This window comes from Mesorhizobium sp. M7A.F.Ca.MR.245.00.0.0, from assembly GCF_003997415.1.
Lineage (GTDB): Bacteria > Pseudomonadota > Alphaproteobacteria > Rhizobiales > Rhizobiaceae > Mesorhizobium.
This window is the reverse complement of sequence record NZ_RZTE01000048.1, coordinates 1-16,023: the sequence shown is the minus strand read 5'-3', so window position 1 is coordinate 16,023 and position 16,023 is coordinate 1. Positions and strand designations below refer to the sequence as shown.

General features: G+C 63.1%; 16 protein-coding genes, 2 pseudogenes and 1 riboswitch. Of the genes and pseudogenes, 10 read left to right on the top strand and 8 right to left on the bottom strand.

The window, feature by feature from the left end; translation table 11 throughout:
- A pseudogene (locus EOB80_RS29885) lies at positions 1–116 on the top strand (phosphatidate cytidylyltransferase); the annotation flags it as partial.
- A 62-nt stretch (positions 117–178) separates the two neighbouring features.
- On the opposite strand, the gene EOB80_RS29880 reads toward EOB80_RS29885, so the two are convergent.
- Positions 179–607 (bottom strand): Fur family transcriptional regulator, encoded by a 429-nt coding sequence (locus EOB80_RS29880; protein ID WP_023813521.1) that lies wholly within the window; start codon positions 605–607, stop codon positions 179–181.
- A gap of 222 nt (positions 608–829) precedes the next feature.
- Here EOB80_RS29880 and EOB80_RS29875 point away from each other — a divergent pair, with 222 nt between their 5' ends.
- From EOB80_RS29875 to EOB80_RS29860, 4 genes are all read left to right on the top strand, one after another.
- Positions 830–1,699 (top strand): metal ABC transporter substrate-binding protein, encoded by an 870-nt coding sequence (locus EOB80_RS29875; RefSeq protein ID WP_127267059.1) that lies wholly within the window; start codon positions 830–832, stop codon positions 1,697–1,699.
- An 86-nt stretch (positions 1,700–1,785) separates the two neighbouring features.
- Complete coding sequence (locus EOB80_RS29870; RefSeq protein WP_023813519.1) at positions 1,786–2,646, top strand: manganese/iron ABC transporter ATP-binding protein; 861 nt, start codon at positions 1,786–1,788, stop codon at positions 2,644–2,646.
- Positions 2,643–3,503, top strand: a complete 861-nt coding sequence (locus EOB80_RS29865; protein WP_127267054.1) for a metal ABC transporter permease — start codon at positions 2,643–2,645, stop codon at positions 3,501–3,503. The genes EOB80_RS29870 and EOB80_RS29865 overlap by 4 nt, the downstream gene beginning before the upstream one ends.
- Complete coding sequence (locus tag EOB80_RS29860) at positions 3,500–4,351, top strand: metal ABC transporter permease (protein WP_127331510.1); 852 nt, start codon at positions 3,500–3,502, stop codon at positions 4,349–4,351. Before EOB80_RS29865 ends, EOB80_RS29860 begins: the two co-directional genes overlap by 4 nt.
- 30 nt (positions 4,352–4,381) lie before the next feature.
- Here the strand turns inward: EOB80_RS29860 and EOB80_RS29855 are convergent, their stop codons facing one another.
- From EOB80_RS29855 to EOB80_RS29845, 3 genes are all read right to left on the bottom strand, one after another.
- On the bottom strand, positions 4,382–5,368 hold the full coding sequence (locus tag EOB80_RS29855; RefSeq protein WP_127331546.1) for an iron ABC transporter permease: 987 nt from the start codon (positions 5,366–5,368) through the stop codon (positions 4,382–4,384).
- Between the two features lie 135 nt (positions 5,369–5,503).
- A complete protein-coding gene (locus EOB80_RS29850) occupies positions 5,504–6,451 on the bottom strand; it encodes an ABC transporter substrate-binding protein (RefSeq protein WP_127331508.1) in 948 nt (315 codons plus the stop codon).
- 48 nt (positions 6,452–6,499) lie between these two features.
- Positions 6,500–7,288 carry an ABC transporter ATP-binding protein gene (locus EOB80_RS29845; protein ID WP_127331506.1) on the bottom strand — a complete coding sequence of 263 codons (789 nt, stop codon included), beginning with the start codon at positions 7,286–7,288 and terminating at the stop codon, positions 6,500–6,502.
- A gap of 161 nt (positions 7,289–7,449) precedes the next feature.
- A riboswitch (cobalamin riboswitch) is annotated at positions 7,450–7,657 on the bottom strand.
- A gap of 255 nt (positions 7,658–7,912) precedes the next feature.
- Between EOB80_RS29845 and EOB80_RS29840 the strand changes: the two genes are divergently transcribed.
- Complete coding sequence (locus EOB80_RS29840) at positions 7,913–8,746, top strand: AraC family transcriptional regulator (RefSeq protein ID WP_127331504.1); 834 nt, start codon at positions 7,913–7,915, stop codon at positions 8,744–8,746.
- 4 nt (positions 8,747–8,750) lie between these two features.
- On the opposite strand, the gene EOB80_RS29835 is transcribed toward EOB80_RS29840, so the two are convergent.
- From EOB80_RS29835 to EOB80_RS29825, 3 genes are read right to left on the bottom strand one after another with little or no spacing between them, the layout of a single operon-like run.
- A complete protein-coding gene (locus tag EOB80_RS29835; protein ID WP_164762767.1) occupies positions 8,751–9,890 on the bottom strand; it encodes a DSD1 family PLP-dependent enzyme in 1,140 nt (379 codons plus the stop codon).
- Positions 9,890–11,167: a D-arabinono-1,4-lactone oxidase gene (locus EOB80_RS29830; RefSeq protein WP_127331500.1), complete on the bottom strand. Its 1,278-nt coding sequence runs from the start codon at positions 11,165–11,167 to the stop codon at positions 9,890–9,892. The genes EOB80_RS29835 and EOB80_RS29830 overlap by 1 nt, the downstream gene beginning before the upstream one ends.
- Positions 11,168–11,179: 12 nt before the next feature.
- Positions 11,180–12,367 carry an MFS transporter gene (locus tag EOB80_RS29825; protein WP_127331498.1) on the bottom strand — a complete coding sequence of 396 codons (1,188 nt, stop codon included), beginning with the start codon at positions 12,365–12,367 and terminating at the stop codon, positions 11,180–11,182.
- Positions 12,368–12,491: 124 nt separating this feature from the next.
- Here EOB80_RS29825 and EOB80_RS29820 point away from each other — a divergent pair, with 124 nt between their 5' ends.
- Positions 12,492–13,118, top strand: coding sequence for a TetR/AcrR family transcriptional regulator (locus tag EOB80_RS29820; RefSeq protein WP_164761637.1), 627 nt, complete (start codon positions 12,492–12,494; stop codon positions 13,116–13,118).
- Positions 13,119–13,145: 27 nt separating this feature from the next.
- On the opposite strand, the gene EOB80_RS29815 is transcribed toward EOB80_RS29820, so the two are convergent.
- Positions 13,146–13,997: a hypothetical protein gene (locus EOB80_RS29815; RefSeq protein ID WP_127331496.1), complete on the bottom strand. Its 852-nt coding sequence runs from the start codon at positions 13,995–13,997 to the stop codon at positions 13,146–13,148.
- A gap of 112 nt (positions 13,998–14,109) precedes the next feature.
- Between EOB80_RS29815 and EOB80_RS29810 the strand changes: the two genes are divergently transcribed.
- The 3 genes and pseudogenes from EOB80_RS29810 to EOB80_RS29800 form a co-directional block, all read left to right on the top strand.
- Positions 14,110–14,907, top strand: a complete 798-nt coding sequence (locus EOB80_RS29810) for a class I SAM-dependent methyltransferase (RefSeq protein WP_127331494.1) — start codon at positions 14,110–14,112, stop codon at positions 14,905–14,907.
- A gap of 165 nt (positions 14,908–15,072) precedes the next feature.
- Positions 15,073–15,366: pseudogene (gene groES, locus EOB80_RS29805) on the top strand (co-chaperone GroES); the annotation flags it as partial.
- A 65-nt stretch (positions 15,367–15,431) separates the two neighbouring features.
- Positions 15,432–16,023 (top strand): TCP-1/cpn60 chaperonin family protein (locus EOB80_RS29800; RefSeq protein WP_281058121.1); only part of this gene is annotated, 592 nt, incomplete at its 3' end.

The window sequence follows — 16,023 nt, the reverse complement described above, 5'->3', positions numbered from 1 at the left end:
CAAGGACTGGGGCCATCTGATCGAAGGCCATGGCGGCATGATGGACCGCACCGACAAGCCTGGTCTTCGCCGCGCCTGTCTTCTTTCACATTGTGCGCTATTTCTGGACGGTCTGAGCCGGCGGCCTCTTGCCCGCCGCGATCAGACCCGGATCAGCATAGTGACGACCAGAACCACGCTATTTGGCGCGTTTCCTGACATACAGTTCCAGCTTATGGCGGACGATTTCGAAGCCAAGCTCCGACGCTATCTCGGCCTGCAGTTTCTCGATTTTGTCGGAACGGAACTCGATCACCTGACCGGTGTCGAGGTCGATGAGATGGTCGTGATGTTCACGGTCCGCGTTTTCGAACCGGGCGCGGCCCTCGTCGAAGGCATGACGCTGGATGGCGCCTTTCTCCTCCAGGAGCCGCAACGTCCGGTAGACGGTCGACAAGGAAATGCTGCCGTCGATCTGGTGGGCACGAGAATACAATTCGTTCGCGTCCGGATGGTCGTGCGCATCCGCCAGCAGCCGCAAGATCACCTTGCGTTGTTCGGTCATCCGGACACCGGCGGCTTTCAAATTGCTCCGGAATCGCTCGAAAAGGTCGTTATCCGCTTTCATCCGCCATACTTAGCCGCGTTGCCACGCGACTGCAATTAGCTACTTGCAAATCAGTTGCAACTGCAATATTAGATGCAAATCAAACGCATTAGCATGACGTGAGCGGCGCATGGGCGACGATCAACTCCAGTCGAAAGGCATCCGATGACTGTTTCTGCTTCCCCAACCCGCAGGACGATGCTGCGGGCGCTTGGCGGCCTTGTGGCCATCGGTTTTGCGACGATGGCGAGCCTCGTTCCGGTCATGGCACAGGAGACCCAGCCTGCGGCAGGGAAGGTTCTGCGCGTCGTGACGACGTTCACGATCATCCAGGATATCGCGCAAAACGTAGCCGGGACCGCGGCAATCGTAGAGTCGGTGACCAAGCCCGGCGCCGAAATCCACGACTATCAGCCGACGCCGCTCGACGTGGTGAAGGCGCAATCGGCCGACCTCGTGCTCTGGAACGGCATGAACCTCGAACGCTGGTTCGAGAAATTCTTCGACAACGTGAAGAACGTGCCGAGCGCCGTCGTCACGGACGGTGTCGAGCCGATGGGGATCAAGGAGGGGCCCTACGAAGGCAAGCCCAATCCGCATGCGTGGATGTCGCCGAAGAACGCCCTCATCTATGTCGAGAATATCCGCAAGGCGCTGTCCAAGGCGGATCCGGCAAACGCCCAGGTCTATGCCGCCAATGCCGCCGCCTATTCGGAAAAGATCAAGGCAATCGACGAGCCCATGCGCAAGCGCCTGTCGGCGATCCCCACGGACCAACGCTGGCTGGTTACAAGCGAAGGCGCTTTCAGCTACCTGGCACGCGACTTCGATCTGCGCGAAGCCTATCTGTGGCCGATCAACGCCGACCAGCAAGGCACTCCGCAACAGGCGCGCAAGCTCATCGACCTGGTGCGCGAGAACAAGATTCCGGTGGTGTTCAGCGAAAGCACCATTTCGGACAAGGCGGCCAAGCAAGTCGCGCGAGAAACCGGAGCCACCTATGGAGGCGTTCTCTACGTCGATTCGCTGAGCGAGGAAGACGGCCCGGTTCCGACCTATCTGAAGCTTCTCGAAACCACCGTCGAGACTATCGTCCAGGGGTTCGGCGGGTGACCGGGGTTCGCACCGCGCTCGCTCCGGACAGCGTCCAGGGCAGCCCTGATCGAACATCGACCGGTAGCGGCCGGGTCGTTGCCTCCATCGACGTGGACGACGTCACCGTCAGCTATTCAAGCGGGGTCACGGCCGTACACTCCGCCTCTTTCAGACTCGGCGCCTCCACCATATGCGCGCTGGTCGGCGTCAACGGCTCCGGCAAATCGACGCTGTTCAAGGCGCTGATGGGCTTCCTGACGCCGTCGACCGGAACAGTGCTTATCGCCGGATTGCCGGTCCACGCAGCGCTGAAGCGCGGCCTGGTAGCGTATGTGCCGCAGAGCGAGGATGTCGACTGGAACTTTCCGGTGCTGGTGGAAGATGTCGTCATGATGGGCCGCTATGGCCACATGAATTTTCTGCGTATCCCAGGCAGAGCCGATCGCATGGCGGTCGACGCGGCGCTGGAACGGGTCGGCATGACCGATTTTCGCAAGCGCCAGATCGGCGAACTGAGCGGCGGCCAGAAGAAGCGTGTGTTCCTGGCGCGCGCTCTGGCGCAGGGCGGCGAAATCATCCTGCTCGACGAGCCGTTCACCGGCGTCGACGTGCAGACCGAAGCAGCGATCATCGATCTCCTTCGGTCGATGCGCGACGACGGCAAGCTGATGTTGGTGTCGACGCACAATCTCGGCAGCATCGTCAATTTCTGCGACCATGTCGTCATCTTCAACAAGACGGTGCTGGCCTTCGGACCGACAGAGACAACGTTTACGCAAGCCAATCTTGCGAAAGCTTTTGGCGGCGTGCTGAGGCATCTACGCCTCGGCGGCGCCGATCTTCACGACGACCCCGACGCTCGCCACCTGACCGTGCTGACCGATGACGAGCGCCCTCTGGTGCTTTACGGCGAGCGCGATCAAGAGAAGATGATGAAGCCCGACAGCGGATCGCCAGCCCCGTGATCGACATCCTGCTGGAACCCTTCACCTACAACTACATGGCCAAGGCCATCTGGGTCAGCGCCCTGGTCGGCATGGTCTGCGCGTTCCTGTCCTGCTATCTCATACTCAAGGGCTGGGCCCTGATGGGCGACGCGCTTGCCCACTCGGTGGTGCCGGGCGTTGCGGCCGCCTACATGCTGGCCCTTCCCTATGCCGCCGGCGCATTCGCCTCCGGCCTCATCGCTGCACTCGGCATCACCTTGGTGCGGCGCGTGACGCAACTTCGCGAGGACGCCGTGATCGGCCTTGTCTTTACAACGCTGTTCGCTGGCGGGCTGCTGATTGCGTCGATCAGTCCGACCTCCGTAAACATCCAGTCCATCGTACTCGGCAACATCCTCGCAATCTCCGACGAGGATGTAACCCAGGTCATCCTCATCGCAGCGGTTTCGCTGGCTGTATTGGGGCTTCGATGGAAGGATATGATGCTGGTGTTCTTCGATGAGAACCATGCGCGCGGCGTCGGCCTGAATCCGTGGCGGTTGCGGGTCCTGTTCTTCGTGCTGCTCAGCGCCTGCATCGTCGCCGCGCTCCAGACCGTCGGCGCGATCCTCGTGATCGCGATGGTGGTAACGCCTGGCGCCACCGCCTACCTGCTTACCGATCGGTTCGGCGTCATGATCCTGCTCGCGATGGCGATCGGCGCGGCGACGAGCGCGGTCGGCGCCTATCTCAGCTTCTTTCTCGATGGCGCGACTGGCGGACTGATCGTGGTGCTGCAGACCGTGGTCTTTCTGACTGCCTTCGTCTTCGCACCCAAACATGGCCGTCTCGCCGCGCGCCGGGCGGCACGTGCCGCATCCCAGGTCGCGTCATGATGACAATCTGGTCCTGGATCGCCGAACCGCTCAGCCATGAGTTCATGCGTCGCGGTCTCACCGTCGCCATTCTGGTCGGCGCCATCTGCGCGGTGTTGTCCTGCTATCTCGTCCTGAAGGGCTGGTCGCTGATGGGCGACGCCGTTTCGCATGCCGTGCTTCCGGGTATTGTGCTCGCCTATATCGCCGGGATCCCGCTTGCCTTCGGCGCATTCGTGGCAGGGCTTGGCTGCGCTTTGGCGACGGGCTACCTCAAGCAGCACAGCCGGATCAAGGAGGACGCAGTCATGGGCATCGTCTTCTCAGGCATGTTCGCGTTTGGCCTGGTTCTGTTCGTCAAGGTCGAGACCGACCAGCATCTCAATCGTATCCTGTTCGGCAACATGCTCGGCGTCCAGTGGCGCGACGTGATCGAGGCGGCGATCATCGTCGTGCCGGCGATCCTCATCGTTCTGGCAAAACGCAAGGATCTGCTGCTCTATTGTTTCGATCCGGCCCATGCGCGCGCGATCGGCCTGCCCGTCAATCTGCTGCATTTCGGGCTGTTGACGCTGCTCGCGTTGACCATCGTGGCCTCGCTGAAGGCTGTCGGGATCATCCTTGTCATCGCCATGCTGATCGCGCCGGGAGCGATCGGTTTTCTTTTGACGAAGAGCTTTGAGCGTATGCTCGCCATTGCTGCCGCGGCCGCCATCGGGTCGAGCGTCGTGGGAACGATCCTCAGCTATCACATCGACGCAGCCACGGGCCCGACGATCGTCGTGGTTCAGGCCGGCGTTTTTTTGCTTGCCCTGTTCCAGTCGAAGCGCCCAAAGCAACAGGTGCAACTGGGCATTTCGGGAGAGTAATCGCGGCGCTGGCCCCGGCCGAGGCCGCACTCAAAGCCTGTTGCGGATGAGCATGGTGACGACGAAGAACGCGCCGACCGAGCTGGTGATGATGCCGATCGGCAGTTCCTGCGGCGGCAGCAGCGTTCGAGCCAGAAGGTCGCTGGCCAGCAACAGCACCGCGCCGAACACGGCGCAGCTGGCAACCAGGCGCAGGTGCAAGGGGCCCGCCAGCGGCCGCGACAGATGCGGGATCATCAGCCCGACGAAGCCGATGACGCCGGCGACCGAGACCAGGATCGCCGTCGAGAAGGCGGCGACGAGAAAGGTCATCCTTCGCATCCGCGCCACCGGCACGCCCAGGCTTTCGGCGGCGTTTTCGCCGGCCAGGAAAGCATCGAGCCGGCGGTGGTTCCACAGCGCGTAAGCCAGGATAGTGCCCGCACCCAAGGCGCCGAGCCAGATATTGTCCCAGCGCGCCAGGCCGAGCCCACCCATGGTCCAGAACAGCACGGAGTGCGCGGCGCGCTGGTCGCCGGCAAAGACAAGATAATTGGTCAAGGCGGTGAACATGAAGGACACGGCAAGGCCGGCAAGGATCAGCCGCTCCGGGCCTTGCCCCCTCACCCGCGCAACCAGCAGCAGGACGACACCGGCAGCCAATATGCCGCCGGTGAAGGCCGCGACCGGCAATGTCCAGATGCCGAAACTGTCTCCGAAGACGGTGATGACGGAAACCGCACCCGCGGCGGCGCCCGACGACAGGCCGAACAGGAACGGGTCGGCAAGGTCGTTGCGGGTCACCGTCTGCAGCAGCGCACCGACGACGCCGAGACCGGCCCCGACGCAGATGGCCAGGACCGTGCGCGGCAGCCGCAGATCGACGACGATCTTGCCGACCGGCCCGGACACGTCGTGCCCACTGAAGCCGATTGCGCGGCCAAGTGCTGCAACAACGTCGGTCAGCGGGATCAGCGTCGAGCCATAGGCGATCGACAGCAATGCGAGAGCAGCGATCGCCGCCGCTCCCACCAGCATGGCCAGTGCGAATGCCGGATGGCGCAAACCTGGAAATGCGTCGTGTCTGTCAGGACGCGTGCGACGCACTTCCAGGATCTTTTGCTCATGCATGTCGTTGCCCCAAAACCGCTGCGCACTTTTGGGCGACAGGCATCAAAACGCTTCCGGATGCATGGCCTTGGCGATTTTGTCGATCGCTTCGATATTGGCGGGTCCGGGTGTCAGTTCGGCATAGCGCAGGGCGACGAAGCGCTCGTTCTTGACCGCGTCCGTCTCTTTCATGGCCGGATGGACCTTCAGGAAATCGAGCAGCTTCTTGTAGCCGCCGCCATCCTGGTAATCGAGCAGGATGAGGAATTGCGGATTGCGCGACGCCACCGTTTCCCAGTCCGTGTTGCCCCAGCTGGTGTCCATGTCGGCCATGATGTTGTCGCCGCCGGCGGCTGATATCATGGCGCTGGGGATGGCGAACTTGCCTGCGGTGAAGGGCTTGTCCTCGCCGGAATCATAGAGAAACACTCGCGTTGCCTTGCCGTTGCCGACCTTGGCGGTGATGTCGGCGAGCCGCGTCTTCCAGCCGGCAACAAGCTTCTCCGCCTCGGCCTCCTTGCCGAAGATCTTGCCCAGCTTTTCGACGTCGCCATAGAGCAGGTCCATCGAGGCGGCTGGGCGGCTCTTGTCGAGATGCACGCAGCTTTCCGTCAGCACCAGCGTCTTGATGCCGTGCGGAGCAAGCGTATCGGGTGTCACCTCGCCGCCCGGCTTCATGCCGTAATACCAGCCGGCGAAGAAGAAATCCGGCTCGACCGCGACGAGGTTTTCGAGCGTCGGATATTTCGGCGCCAGTTCCGGGATCGAACCCTGCTCGGCCTTGAATTCGGGACCCACCTTGTACCATCCGGTGATGCCGGTCAGGCCGACGATCGACGGCTGCAGTTTCAGCGCGAAAGCCATCTCGGCCATGTTGAGATCCTGGATGACGGCGCGCTTCGGCGGCGCATCGAAGGTCAGCGGCTTGCCGCAGCTGTCGACCGTGACCGGGAAGGCCAGGGCTGTCGAGGCCAGCAGCGAGAAGACAAGCGAAAAGGCCAGGCGTTTCACGGGTTTGCTCCTTGTGGATGGGATTGGGTCGAATTCGGAAAGGCTCCATCAGGATGGCGGAGCGGAACGGTTCGGCACATCGAACACCGTCAGTTCGCGGTCTTCGGTCGGATGGCGCAGACGCAGCACATCGATGCCGAAAATCTCGCGGATCAGCTTTTGGGTCAGCGCTTCGCGCGGTGCGGCGAGCGCTTGCAGACGGGCATGGTTCATCACCGCCACCCTGGTGGCGAACGGTGCCACCAGCGCCAGATCGTGCAGCACCGCGATCACCGTCATCTCGAAGCCTGCCACGAGGTCGAGCAGTTCGCCGCGGGCGCGCGGGTCGAGATGGTTGGTCGGCTCGTCGAGGAACAGGATCTTTGGCTGCTGGGCGATGGCGCGTGCCAGTTGGGCGCGCTGGCGCTCGCCGCCCGACAGCGAGCCGATGGTGCGGCCAAATAGCGGCAGCAGGCCGCTCCGGCGCAGCGCCTCGGCGACAATGTCGCGTTCCTCGCTCTTGCGCCGCAGCCCGGCATGCGGGACGCGGCCAAGCTCGACATAGTCGATCAGCGCCAGCCGCGGATCGGGCTGGTCGGTCTGGCCGACCACGGCAATGTGCAGCGCCCGTTCGGCGGCTGAAATCCTGTCCAGGCGGCGCCCGCCGAGCTTCACCTCGCCGGAGCTCGGCCGCAGCATGCCCGACAGCATGCGCAGCAGCGTCGTCTTGCCGGCGCCGTTGGGACCGATGATGGCAAGGCGATCGCCGGCGGCCACCGAGAAGCTGACCGCCTGAACCAGATCCCGCCCATTCGCCGTGACGCAGAGGTCACGGGCTTCGAGAAGCGCTACGGTCATCGGCTGCTGCCCGCCGGCTTGCCGGGACGGCAAAGCGTATATACGACGATGCGATGGATGGAGCCGTCCAACTTTCCGTCACTTTCCAAAACTGGCGACGGAAGGAAGCTGGCGAACCGACCGACAAGACCGGGCCTCGCGTTTCCTCCCGGCACACCCCGTCCGGTCAACTCAGTGATGGCAGGTCTCCTGGCTCACGGGTCGTTGCGCCATCCAGCCTTCCCAGCCTTGCCGGCCAGTGGCATTCACGGATTTTGCTCGCCGCTTACAGTTGCGGGGGCAGCCACGGTCTCGACCTGAGCAGGCCTCACCGCGTTCCCTTTTCACCCCTCGCCTTTCGACTCGGGGACCATCACCGCTTCAGCGTAGATTTGCGCCGATCGCTTCGCAATGGATTTCTCGGACGGAGTGGTGGGCCAGCTAAGCGAAACAGGCATCGCATGCTCTCTTTATGTAATAATATAACATACCTAAGAGATGACGCCGGTCGCTGTCAAGCGAAAGCTCATGGGGCGGTTGGCCGGATGGCGACCGGCATCGGCGCAGATTGCACGGGATGCGCAATTTCGATCAAACTGGCTGCGCCAGGAAGCGGCAGGATGATGTGGCCAATGCGAGGAGAAAATGGACCCGACCGAGAAAGCGCTGTGGTTCGTCGAAAGCCATCTGCCGGAGGCGATCTCGCTTGATGATGTCGCGCAAAGCAGCGGCGTGTCGCGTTTTCATGTGACGCGCGCCTTCGGCGCCGCCACCGGCCGGTCGGTGATGGGCTACATGCGCTCACGCCGGCTGACCGAGGCGGCGCGCAAGCTGGCGGGCGGGGCGCCCGACATCCTCGCCGTCGCGCTCGACGCCGGCTACAACTCGCATGAGGCGTTCACCCGTGCCTTCCGCGATCAGTTCGGCACCACGCCGGAACTGGTGCGCGCGCAGGGCACACTCGACAAGCTCGACCTCGTGGAGCCGATCCTGATGGACCAGTCCCTCCTCACCAATCTCGAACCGCCGCGTTTCGAGACCAGCCGGCCGTTCCTGATCGCCGGCCTCGGCGAACGCTACAGCTGCGAAACCAGCGCCGCCATCCCGATGCAGTGGCAGCGCTTCGGCCCCTATATCGGCAACATTCCGGGCGAGACCGGCGACGTCGCCTATGGCGTCTGCGTCAACGGCGACGATGCCGGCAATTTCGACTACATCGCCGGCGTCGAAGTGTCTGACTTCTCCGACCTGCCCAGGGACTTCTACCGGGTGCGGGTGCCGGCGCAGAAATATGCGGTCTTTGCCCACCGCGAACACATCTCGACCATCCGCCGGACGGTCAACACGATCTGGAACAAATGGCTGCCGGCCTCCGGGCATGAGATCGCGGACGCGCCGGAATTCGAACGCTACGGCCCCGAATTCGACCCGCGCAGCGGCAAGGGCGGGCTGGAGATCTGGATACCGGTGAAGGCGTAGTCGGTCAGGCCATCGGCAACGCCGGCCAGCGATCGGCGATCCGGCCGCCGGAAAACACCGCGATCGACCCGAACTGCTGCAGCACGGCTTCGCTCTGCGTCGGCCTTAGAAACGCGTAGTCGCCGGGCTTTGCGGTCGCGTCGGCGGGCAACCCCATGAATTGCTGGTTGGAGGACAGGCCGAGCAGCCCGTTCGCCTTCATGCCTTCTGGGAAGACCGGCTCGGCCATCCACTTGCCGCCATAGAGGTAGCAACCCTTGCGCGGGAAGCGGCCGAGCGCCTGCAGCAGGCGGGTGACGGCCGGCGGGCCGGGCAGCATCGGCTCGACCATTTTCAGGATCGGCGTGGCGATGAAGGCCGCCGGCTGGAAGTCGTCGAGGCCTGGCGTATCGAAGTCGCTGGGCAGCACAAAGGCCGAGCCCATCGAGACCTCATTGGCCGCGCCGCCATGATGAAGCAGCGCGGTCTTGCTGCCGCCGATGTTCAGGATGCGGCGCTGGTCGGCGCCGAGACAGGCGACGAACGCCGAGGCCTGCGCCGACGCCTTGGCCAATGCCTTTGCCGGTCCGCCGAAAAGACCGGGAATGAGCGGCGCATGCGCCTCGTAGGCCATGACGCCTTCGCAATGCAGCCGGGCCGGCAACGCGCTCAACGCCTTCGACAAGGCGTCAGGATTGGCGAACCCGCCGCGATGCAGCCCGACATCGATCTCGAAAACGATGCGCAGGCCGATGCCGAGTTCGCCAGCGAGGGCGCCATATTCCGCCAGTCTCTCCTCGCTGTCGATCAGCCAGCAGACGCGCGACCAGTCGGTATCGGTTTTCACCAGCGCCGCCCTTGCCGCGCCGATCGGCATCGGCTTGCCGTAGAGCAGATCGGCATCCGGGAACGCCTTCAGCACCGCCTCGCTGATCGGCGGGTGGAAGGTCATGAAGCGCTCACTGCCAAGCGCCTTGGCGATATACGCAAGCAGCGGCATGCAGGCGAGCGATTTGTCGACCAGCCGCACGGCCAGGCCGGGATCCAGTCTCTCCTTGACCAGGGCAATGTTGCCGTCCAGCCGGTCGCGATCGAGCAGCAGGCAGGGCTGGAAGATGCCGGCGGTCTTCAGCGCATCCGAGAGGGTGGAAAAATAGGTGCTCATCATTCGATGCCGAACAAGCCGGCCATATAGGGCGAGACGAAGCGGTTTTGCGGATCGACGTCGCGGCGCACCGCCATGGCGTCGTCCCAGCGCGGATAGAGCTTTTTCAGATCCGCCGCTTTCAGGCTGTGCATCTTGCCCCAATGCGGCCTGCCGCCATATCTGCGGAAGATCGGCTCCGCCGCCCGCATGAACGGCAACGGATCGTTCGCTGCATCATGGTGGATGGCGATGGAGCAGGTCAGCCTGTTGTAGAATGGCGAAAGCCAGAACTGGTCCGGCGCGACCGAGCGCACCTCCATCGGGAAATAGACCTCGGGAAAACGCTTCTCGGTCAGCTCGATGATCTCGGCCAGCGCCTTCGGCCCTTCCTCGAACGGCAAATGATATTCCATCTCGTTGAACTTGGTCTGCCGGTCGCTGGCATAGACGTTGAGCCAGTCCTGCACGTAGTCCTCGGCGGGAAATCTGGCGGCCGCCGAACGGATCAGGCGGCCACGCAGCGATGGCAGCCAGGCAAGTGAAGTGCGCAGCCGACGCAGCGTCCTCAAACCCGCCTCGTCCTCTTCCGGCGGCCGTGCGGTGGGTGCGGCGTCGCTGAAATCGCTGGCGATGAACTGCGCATAGCCGGAGAACGGAATGTAGTAGAATTCGGCCGAGCGATGCGCGGCCATCATCGCCTCGAAGTCGCGCAGCATCTCAGTGATCGGCAGCACATATTTGCGGCGGCGCAACCGGTAGGTCGCGATGTTGTTCAGCGTCACTTCGGTGAGCACGCCGAAAGCGCCGAGCGCGACACCGATGGCATGGATCATGTCCTGATCCCCTGCCCGCTTGAAGTCGCGGACCTTGCCAAGCCCGTCGACGATCTGCACCGTCTCCAGCTGCGTGTGATAGGCGCCGAGCGTCGGTCCCGAGCCATGCGTGGCGGTACCCAGCGCGCCGCCGATCGCCTGGCGGTCGATGTCGCCCATATTGGGCAGGCCCTGGCCAATGCCTTGCAGGATGCGCATCAGCGGGCCGAGCCGGGTCCCTGCCCGCACCCGCGCCCGATGTGTTTCGGCGTCGTGCGAGACCAGCCCTTCCAGCCTCTCCAGGGACAGGATCGTGCCCTGCGATTTCACCAGCGGCGTGAAGGAATGACCGGCACCGGCGACGCGCACCGGGCCAGGCGCGGTCCGGACGAGATCACCGAGTTCACCGGCGTCGCCGGGGCTGGCGATCAGCTTGGGCTCGGCGCTTACAAAGCCCGACCAGTTGCTCCACACGTTTGACATGCCACCCCCCGCTCAGGCAACGGCGCGGCGACGCCGCGACACAAGGACGAAGAGACCGAGCAGCACCACGCTGGCCACCGCGCTGGCGGCGGCGAATTCCGGAACTGGCCGGAAATCCTTGCCATCGATGAGCAGCGACGCCGCGATCGGCCCGATCGCCAGGCCGAACAGCTGGGCTGCCGGCACCAGCAGCACGGCGGTGCGCGTCTCGTCGGCGGTGATCGCCAGACGGATCTGGTAGGGCACGATGAACAGCAGGATAAAGCCCATGGCCAAGGCAGCGACCCAGAACGTTGTCAGGCCAGGGTTACTGGCAAAAACCAGGGAGCTGACAAGCGCGACGACGCCGATCGCCGCGATGGCAAGGCGATAATCGATGCGCGCCTCGAACACGGTGGCCATCATAGCACCCAGGACCTGCACGGCGAGGCTGGCCGAGACGATCAGGCCGACGGTGCGGCCATCGATGCCATACTGTGCGCCAAGCGGTTCCAGAAAGGCCCAGACCGCGCCGAAGAACATGAAATAGCAGAAGACGGACAGCAGCGCGGTCGTTGAGGGAAGCGTCAGCACATTGACCAGGTTCTCCTCCTTGGGCAGGTCGGCATAGTCACCGGGAACAGTGAAGGCGACCACCAGCGACACGACGCAGACGACGGCAAGAACGATGAAGCCGCCCGCCGACCCTGCGGCCGGGATGACATAGAGCGCCAGCAACAGGGCGAGCGCGCATTGCGCCAGCGTCTGCATGGTGACGAAATAGCCGCCGATGCGCTCGGCGCGCCGCGAGCGGGCGATCAGTTCGGTGGCGATGGCGACCAGACCGCCCTCGGCGAGCCCGGCCAGGGCGCGGGCCACAATCAGCGTGCTGGCGCTCGCGGCATAAGCCGTCCACACATTGGCCAGCGCCAGCAGCAGCAGAAGGACGGCACTTTTCCAGCGCATGTGGTGCGCCGAAAGCAGCATCGCCACGACAGCCGAACCGATGGCAATAGCGATCATCTCGGCTGTGGCGACCAGCGCCAGTTCGTCGCCGCTGACATGGCCCTCAGTGTAAAGGGCGCCGAGCAGCACAGGTTGCAGGCCGAGAATGAGCAGGCCGACCGAACCGATCCACAGGGCCGAGGCGAGCTGCCAGCCGGTCGGATTGCCGACCAGCCAGTCGCCACTGCCTGCGTGGCCGGTATCTGTCGAAGCCAAAGGCGCCTCCCAACGTCCTTGCCGCGCGGCAAAAAAGCTGACAACCTGTCAGTATTTCAGAAACTGATACTTGATCATATTTCTTGTCAACCGGAATTTGGGAAGCCGTGCGAAAGATCGGTGCATGACGGAATTGAAGAGAATGGCGACCGAGCCGAGGCGCAGGCCCAAGCAGGAACGCAGCCGAGAGCGCATCGACGCGATCCTGTCGACGACCATGCGGCTGATCGGAGAAAAGGGTATCGACGCCGTCACCATGAAGGAAGTCGGCATGCTGGCGGGCGGGCCGATCGCCACCGTCTACCACTATTTTCCCAACAAATCGGCGATCCTGGCGATGCTCTATGAGCGGTTTTCAGAGGTCAGCCGGGCACGGCTGACGACGATCATCGCCGAAATCCGCGAGGCGAACGACGTGATCGTGGCCGCTGACCGGCTGCTCGATGATTATCTCAGCCGTGTCGCCGGCGATCCGGCCATCCAGGATCTGCAGAACGCCATCCAGGCCGACAAGGCGCTCAAAAACCTCGACATCGCCGAAACCCGACACCAAGCCAAAATGTTCTGCGACCACGTCATCGCCTTGCTCGAGCCCGAGAGGCGCGAGCAGTTCGAACGCATGGTCCTGCTGATCTTCCAGCTCGCCGGCGGCGTGGTGCGCCTGGCGCTCGCCGAGGGCGAAGCGGAAAGCCGCCAGACCATCGAGGATTACCGGTCTATCATTCACACGCAGCTGCGGCTGTTTCTATAGGGCGTCCGCGGCGATCTCAGCCGCGGCCTATTTCGCTCGAGGGATGAGGCCTTCGAAGCCGTGTGTCAGATCGAAAGCGCCGGCCGCGAACATCTTGACGAGATTTTGCGGACGGCCGGGAGTCTTGTTTGCGTCGAGGAGGACGGCCCTGCCCTCATGCATGACGAAATCGAATTTTCCATAGTCAAAGCCGAGTTCACGCCGACGCTCACGCAATTCGTCGGGCACCGGGACGGACTCGCGCCGGATCGTCTCCGCTGCCTTGACCAGGCCGTTCGGGGAGACGTAGCGGGTGCAGCGCTCGCGCTCTCCGCAAAACACCCAGAAACGAACAGCAAAACCGTCGGGTTCTCTCTCCGGAATGAACTTTTCCACGACGAGATCGTCGCAATCAAAGACGCCATCTGGAACGTCGCCGAGAGATCCATGGACCTCATAAGGATGCAAGGCTGGCAAGCGCGGAAACGGCTGCTGTTTCCCGGCACGCTCGGATCGCCGGTTGAGGAGCGTCTCCGGAATACCCCGATTGTTGAGATTGCTTTTGACGATCACCTGACCTTGCCAGCTGTCGGTTCTGTCGACCAATGCGCCGCTGATCCGCCGCTTGGAGATGTCGGCGGCGCCGATGTTGAGGCAGAAGGCAAAACTCCGGGCGTAGTCGACATAGTCCGTGGGCGTCACCGTGGCATCGACATGCAATACCGCCATATCGGCGCTGACCGGCTTCGACAGGCCTTGCTGAACCTGAACCGAGTGGCCGCGCCTTTTCAATTCCGCAAGAATGTCGAACAGCATGTATGGGCTGCTCCTGCGCAGCAGGATGTCGCGCCTGCCCAGGAACCTGTCATGCTCGTGCGTTATCACAACGATGCGCGCCACTATCTACCTCTTGGACTGTCTGTAAATTCTTGAAATGTCTTGGCTTGTCCGACGACCTCTATTAAGCCCCGGCGGGTATCCAAATCCAGGCGTCCAGGAGCCAATAAATTGCATGACAAATCATTGGGACGATTATCACCGCCATTGGAAACTTCTGGAAGCGCCGCTCCGGCCAACAGCGGAAACCGTCGCTATATTCGATCGCGAACTTGATCTCGGAAATGCCGATGTCCTCCTCTTGGGGGTGACCCCGGAATTGGCAATTCTGGGCAAGTCGATGTTGGCGGTCGACCAGTCGGCGGCCATGATTTCCGGCGTATGGGCCGGCGACGACGGCTCGCGAAGGGCAATCGCCGGCAACTGGCTTAACCTGCCCGTGGATCACGCAAGCATCGACGCCGTCATCGGCGACGGATGCCTGTCGGCGGTCGATTCCCAGGCGGCGCGCAGTTCGTTGTTTGGCGAGGTCGCCAGGGTGCTGAAGCCTGGCAGGCGCGCAGCGATCCGCGTCTTCGCACGACCGGAAACGGCAGATGATCTGCGCGGCGTCGAAGCTCTGGTTCTGGCCGGCGGGGTCGAGAATTTCCACGCGCTCAAATGGCGGATCGCGATGGCGTCCACGACGAACGACCCCGATTTCGCCATCAAGGTGGCAACGATCCGCGATACGTTCGGCAGACTGTTCCCAGACCGCGAAGCTCTTGCCGCAAGGACGGGGTGGAGCATGAGCTCGATCAACACGATCGACGTCTATGCCGGCTCGGACATAGGCTACAGTTTCGCGACGCTGGCCACGCTGATCGAAGAGGCCGCCGACTGGTTCGGCGAGGTGCGCGTCGTGCCGAGCGGCAGCTATCCGCTGGCCGAACGGTGCCCGCTTCTGGTACTCGGTTCGGCCAGGCACCGGTAAGTTCATCATCATGCCGCCAAGAGGCGCTCCGAGCGCCTTGACTCCGGCGCGCCGCCAGCCTATTTCAGCGCCACGTTAGCACTCGCCTTTGGTGAGTGCTAACCACATGTCCGGCGCCGCCGGATGGAGGAACTGTTTCTCACCGTTCTCATCGAGGAAGAAAAAATGGCAAAGTCGAAGTTCCGCCCGCTTCATGACCGCGTGGTCGTTCGCCGGGTCGAATCCGAATCCAAGACCGCCGGCGGGATCATCATCCCCGACACGGCAAAGGAAAAGCCGCAGGAAGGCGAGATCATCGCCGTCGGCTCCGGCGCCCGCGACGAAGCTGGCAAGCTCGTCCCGCTGGACGTCAAGGCCGGCGACCGCATCCTGTTCGGCAAGTGGTCGGGCACCGAAGTCAAGCTCAATGGCGAAGACCTTCTGATCATGAAGGAATCCGACATCATGGGCATCATCGGCTCATATCAGGCCCTTTCGTCAACTGAATTCCCGGGCTCGATCAAAGCCCCTGCCAGGAGCTAAAAATGGCTGCCAAAGACGTAAAATTCTCCCGTGATGCCCGCGAGCGCATGCTGCGCGGCGTCAACATCCTCGCCGACGCGGTGAAAGTCACGCTCGGCCCCAAGGGCCGCAACGTCGTCATCGACAAGTCGTTCGGCGCCCCGCGCATCACCAAGGACGGCGTTACCGTCGCCAAGGAAATCGAGCTTGAAGACAAGTTCGAGAACATGGGCGCGCAGATGGTCCGCGAAGTTGCTTCGAAGACCAACGACATCGCCGGCGACGGCACCACGACCGCAACCGTTCTGGCACAGTCGATCGTCCAGGAAGGCCACAAGGCCGTTGCCGCCGGCATGAACCCGATGGACCTGAAGCGCGGCATCGACCTCGCGGTAACCGACGTCGTTGCGACCCTGATCAAGAACGCCAAGAAGATCAAGACCTCCGAAGAGGTTGCCCAGGTCGGCACGATCTCGGCCAATGGCGACGAGTCGGTCGGCAAGATGATCGCCGAAGCGATGCAGAAGGTCGGCAACGAAGGCGTCATCACGGTTGAGGAAGCCAAGACCGCCGAGACCGAACTCGAAGTCGTCGAAGGCATGCAGTTCGACCGCG